The organism is Streptomyces sp. ICN903, assembly GCF_022015835.1.
Classification (GTDB): Bacteria; Actinomycetota; Actinomycetes; order Streptomycetales; family Streptomycetaceae; genus Streptomyces; species Streptomyces fenghuangensis.
Genome location: NZ_JAKMAY010000339.1, coordinates 1 through 5,722 on the forward strand (window position 1 = coordinate 1; position 5,722 = coordinate 5,722).

5 protein-coding genes are annotated in these 5,722 nt (G+C 76.5%); all 5 read left to right on the forward strand.

The window, feature by feature from the left end; translation table 11 throughout:
- Positions 1 to 234: 234 nt before the first annotated feature.
- The 5 genes from L7D48_RS24920 to alr all read left to right on the forward strand — a co-directional run bounded on the left by L7D48_RS24920 (position 235) and on the right by alr (position 5,672).
- Positions 235 to 477 (forward strand): hypothetical protein, encoded by a 243-nt coding sequence (locus tag L7D48_RS24920; protein ID WP_237882725.1) that lies wholly within the window; start codon positions 235 to 237, stop codon positions 475 to 477.
- Positions 478 to 513: 36 nt separating this feature from the next.
- On the forward strand, positions 514 to 2,361 hold the full coding sequence (glmS, locus tag L7D48_RS24925) for a glutamine--fructose-6-phosphate transaminase (isomerizing) (RefSeq protein ID WP_206348881.1): 1,848 nt from the start codon (positions 514 to 516) through the stop codon (positions 2,359 to 2,361).
- A gap of 58 nt (positions 2,362 to 2,419) precedes the next feature.
- Positions 2,420 to 2,788, forward strand: coding sequence for a holo-ACP synthase (locus tag L7D48_RS24930; protein WP_237882727.1), 369 nt, complete (start codon positions 2,420 to 2,422; stop codon positions 2,786 to 2,788).
- Between the two features lie 68 nt (positions 2,789 to 2,856).
- Entirely contained in the window at positions 2,857 to 4,350 is a 1,494-nt protein-coding gene (locus tag L7D48_RS24935) for an NAD(P)H-hydrate dehydratase (protein WP_237882729.1), read from the forward strand.
- Positions 4,351 to 4,478: 128 nt separating this feature from the next.
- The gene (alr, locus tag L7D48_RS24940) at positions 4,479 to 5,672 is read left to right on the forward strand and encodes an alanine racemase (RefSeq protein WP_237882732.1); all 1,194 of its coding nucleotides are present in this window, start codon (positions 4,479 to 4,481) and stop codon (positions 5,670 to 5,672) included.
- Positions 5,673 to 5,722 lie beyond the last annotated feature (50 nt).

Consider the following 5,722-nt stretch of genomic DNA (forward strand, 5'->3'; position numbering starts at 1 on the left):
CGGGGACGGTGGCGGGGGTGGACACGGGCCCATTGTCGGGCCGCGCGCGGCCCGCCTCACGGCCGTTCCCGTGTGATCAGTAGCACAGATGTGCGCGCGAAGGGGTGTACGCGGCGGTTCCGCGCGGATACGTTGACCGCATTCGCGCACTTGCTCCATGTGTGTGGATCCGCCGTGCGGACCCCTGCCCGCTTCCGGCGGGGTCCGCGTACCACCGGCCCGGAGGGGATCCGTATGCCGCTTCCGTTCCAGCGCTCCCGCGCGGCACGCCGCCGCCTCGCCGCACGCAGATCCGCCGAGGTCCGCGACGCCCGTGCGTGGGAGGAACTCCTGGACGAACTGCCCGACGAGGACCTGGGGGAGCACCCCGGCGACGCGCTGGAGACCTACCGGCCGGGCGGCAGGCCGCGGTGCGAGGAGGCCGAGTACCTGGAGATCGTCAGGCGGGCGGTCGGACGAATAGGGCGAGGGCGCTGACGGCCCTCGCCCCCCACTGCCCTTAGGCTGCATCGCATGTGCGGAATCGTTGGTTATGTGGGAGGGCAGTCCGCCCTCGACGTCGTCATCGCGGGACTGAAGCGGTTGGAGTACCGCGGTTATGACTCGGCGGGCGTTGCCGTCCTCGCCGACGGCGGGCTGGCCGCCGCGAAGAAGGCCGGGAAGCTGGGCAACCTCGGCAAACTGCTGGACGAGCGCCCGCTGCCGGCCGGCGCCACCGGCATCGGCCACACCCGGTGGGCCACCCACGGCGGGCCGACCGACGCCAACGCGCACCCGCACCTGGACAACTCCGGGCGGGTCGCGGTCGTCCACAACGGCATCATCGAGAACTTCGCCGCGCTCCGCGCCGAGCTGGCCGAGCGCGGCCACGAGCTGACCTCCGAGACCGACACCGAGGTCGTGGCCCACCTGCTCGCCGAGAACTTCTCCTCCTGCGGCGACCTGGCCGAGGCCATGCGGCAGGTGTGCCGCCGGCTGGAGGGCGCCTTCACCCTCGTCGCCGTCCACGCCGACGAGCCCGACACCGTCGTCGGCGCCCGGCGCAACTCGCCGCTGGTGGTCGGCGTCGGCGAGGGCGAGAACTTCCTCGCCTCCGACGTCGCGGCCTTCATCGCCCACACCCGCGAGGCCATCGAGCTGGGCCAGGACCAGGTCGTGGAGCTGAGGCGGGACCGGGTCACGGTCACCGACTTCGACGGCGCCCCCGCCGACACCCGCGCCTACCACGTGGACTGGGACGCCTCGGCCGCCGAGAAGGGCGGCTACGACTACTTCATGCTCAAGGAGATCGCCGAGCAGCCCAAGGCGGTCGCCGACACCCTCCTGGGCCGCATCGACGAGGCCGGGCGGCTGGCCCTGGACGAGGTGCGCATCCCCGACCACGTGCTGCGCGAGGTGGACAAGGTCGTCATCGTGGCGTGCGGCACGGCCTACCACGCCGGGATGATCGCCAAGTACGCCATCGAGCACTGGACGCGCATCCCCTGCGAGACCGAGCTGGCCAGCGAGTTCCGCTACCGGGACCCGATCATGGACCAGCGCACGCTCGTCGTCGCCATCAGCCAGTCCGGCGAGACCATGGACACCCTGATGGCGCTGCGCCACGCCCGCGAGCAGGGCGCCAAGGTGCTGGCCATCTGCAACACCAACGGCTCCACCATCCCGCGCGAGTCCGACGCGGTGCTCTACACCCACGCCGGGCCCGAGGTCGCGGTCGCCTCCACCAAGGCGTTCCTGACCCAGCTGGTGGCCTGCTACCTGGTGGCCCTCTACCTGGGCCAGGTGCGCGGCACCAAGTGGGGCGACGAGATCGGCTCGGTGATCCGGGAGCTGTCGCAGATCTCCACGGAGGTCGAGAAGGTCCTGGCCACCATGGAACCGGTGCGGGAGCTGGCCCGCTCCCTGGCGGACAAGAACACCGTGCTCTTCCTCGGCCGCCACGTGGGCTTCCCCGTCGCGCTGGAGGGCGCGCTCAAGCTCAAGGAGCTGGCGTACATGCACGCCGAGGGCTTCGCGGCCGGCGAGCTCAAGCACGGCCCGATCGCGCTGATCGAGGAGGACCTGCCGGTGGTGGTGGTCGTGCCGTCGCCGCGCGGCCGGTCCGTGCTGCACGACAAGATCGTCTCCAACATCCAGGAGATCCGGGCCCGGGGCGCGCGGACCATCGTCATCGCCGAGGAGGGCGACGAGACGGTCGTGCCGTACGCCGACCACCTGGTGCGCATCCCCGCCACGCCCACCCTGCTCCAGCCGCTGGTGGCCACCGTGCCGCTGCAGGTCTTCGCCTGCGAGCTGGCCACGGCCCGCGGCAACGAGGTGGACCAGCCGCGCAACCTGGCCAAGTCGGTGACGGTGGAGTGATGCGGACCCGCAGGCGCACCGGGCGCACCGGGCGCTTCCGGCGGACGGGGGGCCGCCGGTGATCGTCGGGGTGGGGATCGACGTCACCTCGATCGACCGCTTCGCAGGCGCCCTGGCCCGCACCCCCGCCCTGGCCGAGCGGCTGTTCACCCCCGCCGAGCAGACCCTGCCCGGCGGGGAGCGGCGCTCGGTGGCCTCCCTGGCGGCGCGGTTCGCCGCCAAGGAGGCGCTGGCCAAGGCGCTGGGCGCGCCCGGCGGGCTGGTGTGGACGGACGCGGAGGTGCACGCCTCCGAGCACGGGCAGCCGCTGCTGAGGGTGACCGGCACCGTCGCCGCCCGCGCCGCCGAGCTGGGCGTGCGCCACTGGCACGTCTCCCTCAGCCACGACGCGGGGGTGGCGACGGCCGTCGTGATCGCCGAGAGCTGACCGGCGGGGCGCCCCGCCGGTGCGGCCGGACACGGACGGGCCCGGCGGCCGGCGGTCACACTGAGGGCATGAGAGATGCCTACAGCGTGCAGACCGTACGGGCCGCCGAGCGGGAGCTGATGGCGCGCCTGCCCGCCGGGGCGCTGATGCGCCGCGCCGCCGCCGGGCTGGCCGCCGCCTGCGCCGGGATGCTGGGGCGCGTCTACGGCACCCGGATCGCCTTGCTGGTGGGCAGCGGCGACAACGGCGGGGACGCGCTCTTCGCCGGGGCGTACCTGGCCCGGCGCGGCGCCGGGGTGACCGCCGTGCTGCTCAGCCCGGAGAAGGTCCACGAGAGCGGGCTCGCCGCGCTGCGGGCGGCCGGCGGCCGGGCCGTCGCGGCCCCCGCCGCCCACACCGCGCTGGAGGGCGTGCCCGCCGACGTGCCCGCGCTCGTGCGGCGGGCCGACCTGGTGGTGGACGGCATCGTCGGCATCGGCGGCCGGGGCGGCCTGCGGCCGGGCGCGGTGGAGATCGCCGACGCCGTCGCGGAGGCCAAGGTGCCCGTCGTCGCCGTGGACCTGCCCAGCGGAGTGGACGCCGACACCGGCGAGGTGCGCGGTGTGGCGGTGCGGGCGGCCGCGACGGTGACCTTCGGGGCGTACAAGCCGGGTCTGCTGGTCGACCCCGCGCGCGAGCACGCCGGGGCGCTGCGGCTGGTCGACATCGGCCTGGGTCCGTACCTGGAGGCGGCCGAGCCGGTGGTGCGCGCCGCGCGGCACGCGGACGTGGCCGCCCTGCTGCCCCGCCCGTCGGCCGAGAGCGACAAGTACCGGCGCGGCGTGGTCGGGATCGCGGCCGGCTCCGCCCGCTACCCCGGCGCGGCGGTGCTGGCGGTGGCCGGGGCGCTGCGAGGTGGCGCGGGCGCCGTGCGCTACGCCGGACCCGCGGCCGAGGAGGTGATCGCCCGCTTCCCCGAGACGCTGGTCTCCTCCGGCCCGCCCTCGCGGGCGGGCCGGGTGCAGGCGTGGGTCGTCGGGCCGGGGCTCGGCGACGGGGACGAGGCGCGCGGGATCGTCCGGGACGTGCTGGCCTCGGACGTACCGGTACTGGTGGACGCCGACGGGCTGCGGCTGATGGACGCCGGGGCGCCGCGCGAGCGCACGGCCCCCGTCCTGCTCACCCCGCACGCCGGTGAGGCGGCGGCGCTGCTGGGCGTCGAGCGCGGGGAGGTCGAGTCGGCGCGGCTGGCCTCGGCACGGGAGCTGGCGCGGCGGTACGGGGCGGCGGTGCTGCTCAAGGGCTCGACCACGGTGGTCGCCCCGCCCGGCGGGGACGGCCCGCTGCGGGTCAACCCCACCGGCACCGGCTGGCTGGCCACGGCCGGAAGCGGCGACGTGCTCTCCGGACTGGCCGGCTCGCTGCTCGCCTGCGGCCTGGCGCCCGTGGACGCGGCGGTGGCGGGCGCCTACGTCCACGGCCTGGCGGGCCGCCGCGCGGCGCCGCTGACCAGTGCGCTCGACGTGGCCGAGGCACTGCGCCCGGCCTGGCGGGACGTGGTGGAGGCCGCGGACGCCGGGTGAGCCGGGGGCCGCGGCGGGCGCGGCGGACGTGCGCCGGGGTACGCCGCCGGCCTCGCGGCGGGGACACGGGCCGCGCACGCCGGGCGGGCCGGGAGGCGGCCGGAGGCGGACCTGAGACACTGGGGGCGATGGACGTCGTGAGTGAGCCCTCCGCCACCGGCGCGGCGGTGCGGCCCCGCCCGGACACGCACCGGGTCTGCGCCGAGATCGACCTGGCCGCGCTGCGCGCCAACGTCCGCGCCCTGCGCGAGCGCGCGGCCGGGACCGGGGCCGCGCTGATGGCCGTGGTCAAGGCCGACGCGTACGGCCACGGCATGGTCCCCTGCGCCCGCGCCGCGCGGCAGGCGGGCGCGGCCTGGCTGGGGACGGCCACCCCCCAGGAGGCGCTGGCGCTGCGCGCCGCCGGGGACCGGGGCCGGCTGCTGTGCTGGCTGTGGACGCCCGGCGGGCCCTGGCGCGAGGCGATCGAGGCGGACGTCGACGTGTCGGCGAGCGACCCGTGGGCGCTGCGGGAGATCGTGGAGGCCGCCCGCGCCGGCGGCCGCACCGCCCGCGTCCATCTGAAGATCGACACCGGGCTGGGACGCAGCGGCTGCCGGCCCGCCGACTGGGAGGCGCTGACCGCCGCCGCCCGCGCCGCCGAGGCCGAGGGCACGGTGAGGGTCGCCGGAGTGTGGTCGCACTTCGCCTGCGCCGACGAGCCCGGCCACCCCTCCATCGCCGCCCAGCTCGCCGTCTTCCGCGAGGCACTGGCCACCGCGGCCCGCGCCGGGCTCGACCCGGAGGTGCGGCACATCGCCAACTCGCCCGCCACCCTCACCCTCCCCGAGGCGCACTTCGACCTGGTGCGCACCGGCGTGTCGGTCTACGGGCTCTCGCCCTCGCCCGAGGTCGGCGTGCCGGCGGACTTCGGACTGCGGCCGGTGATGACCCTGCGCGCCCGCCTGGCCCTGGTCAAGCGGGTGCCCGCCGGGCACGGGGTGAGCTACGGCCACCACTACACCACCCCCGGCGAGACGACCCTGGCCCTGGTCCCGGCCGGCTACGCCGACGGCGTCCCCCGGCACGCCTCGGGGAGCGGGCCGGTGCTGGTGGCGGGCAAGTGGCGGACGGTCGCCGGACGGGTGGCCATGGACCAGTTCGTGGTGGACCTGGGCGGCGACGCGGCCGCGGAGGGCGACGAGGCGGTCCTGTTCGGGCCGGGCGACGCGGGCGAGCCGACGGCCGAGGACTGGGCGCGCGCGGTGGGCACCATCGGGTACGAGATCGTCACCCGGATCGGCGCCCGGGTGCCGCGCGTCCACCTGAACGCGGAGGCGTGACGCGGTCATGAGGGACGCAGGCGGCAGGGGGTGGGCGCGCCGCGCGGGGG

Coding starts and splice junctions, on each gene's coding strand:
- L7D48_RS24935 (WP_237882729.1), top strand. CDS start 2,857: ATGAGAGATGCCTACAGCGTGCAGACCGTACGGGCCGCCGAGCGGGAG.
- glmS (WP_206348881.1), top strand. CDS start 514: ATGTGCGGAATCGTTGGTTATGTGGGAGGGCAGTCCGCCCTCGACGTC.
- alr (WP_237882732.1), top strand. CDS start 4,479: ATGGACGTCGTGAGTGAGCCCTCCGCCACCGGCGCGGCGGTGCGGCCC.
- L7D48_RS24920 (WP_237882725.1), top strand. CDS start 235: ATGCCGCTTCCGTTCCAGCGCTCCCGCGCGGCACGCCGCCGCCTCGCC.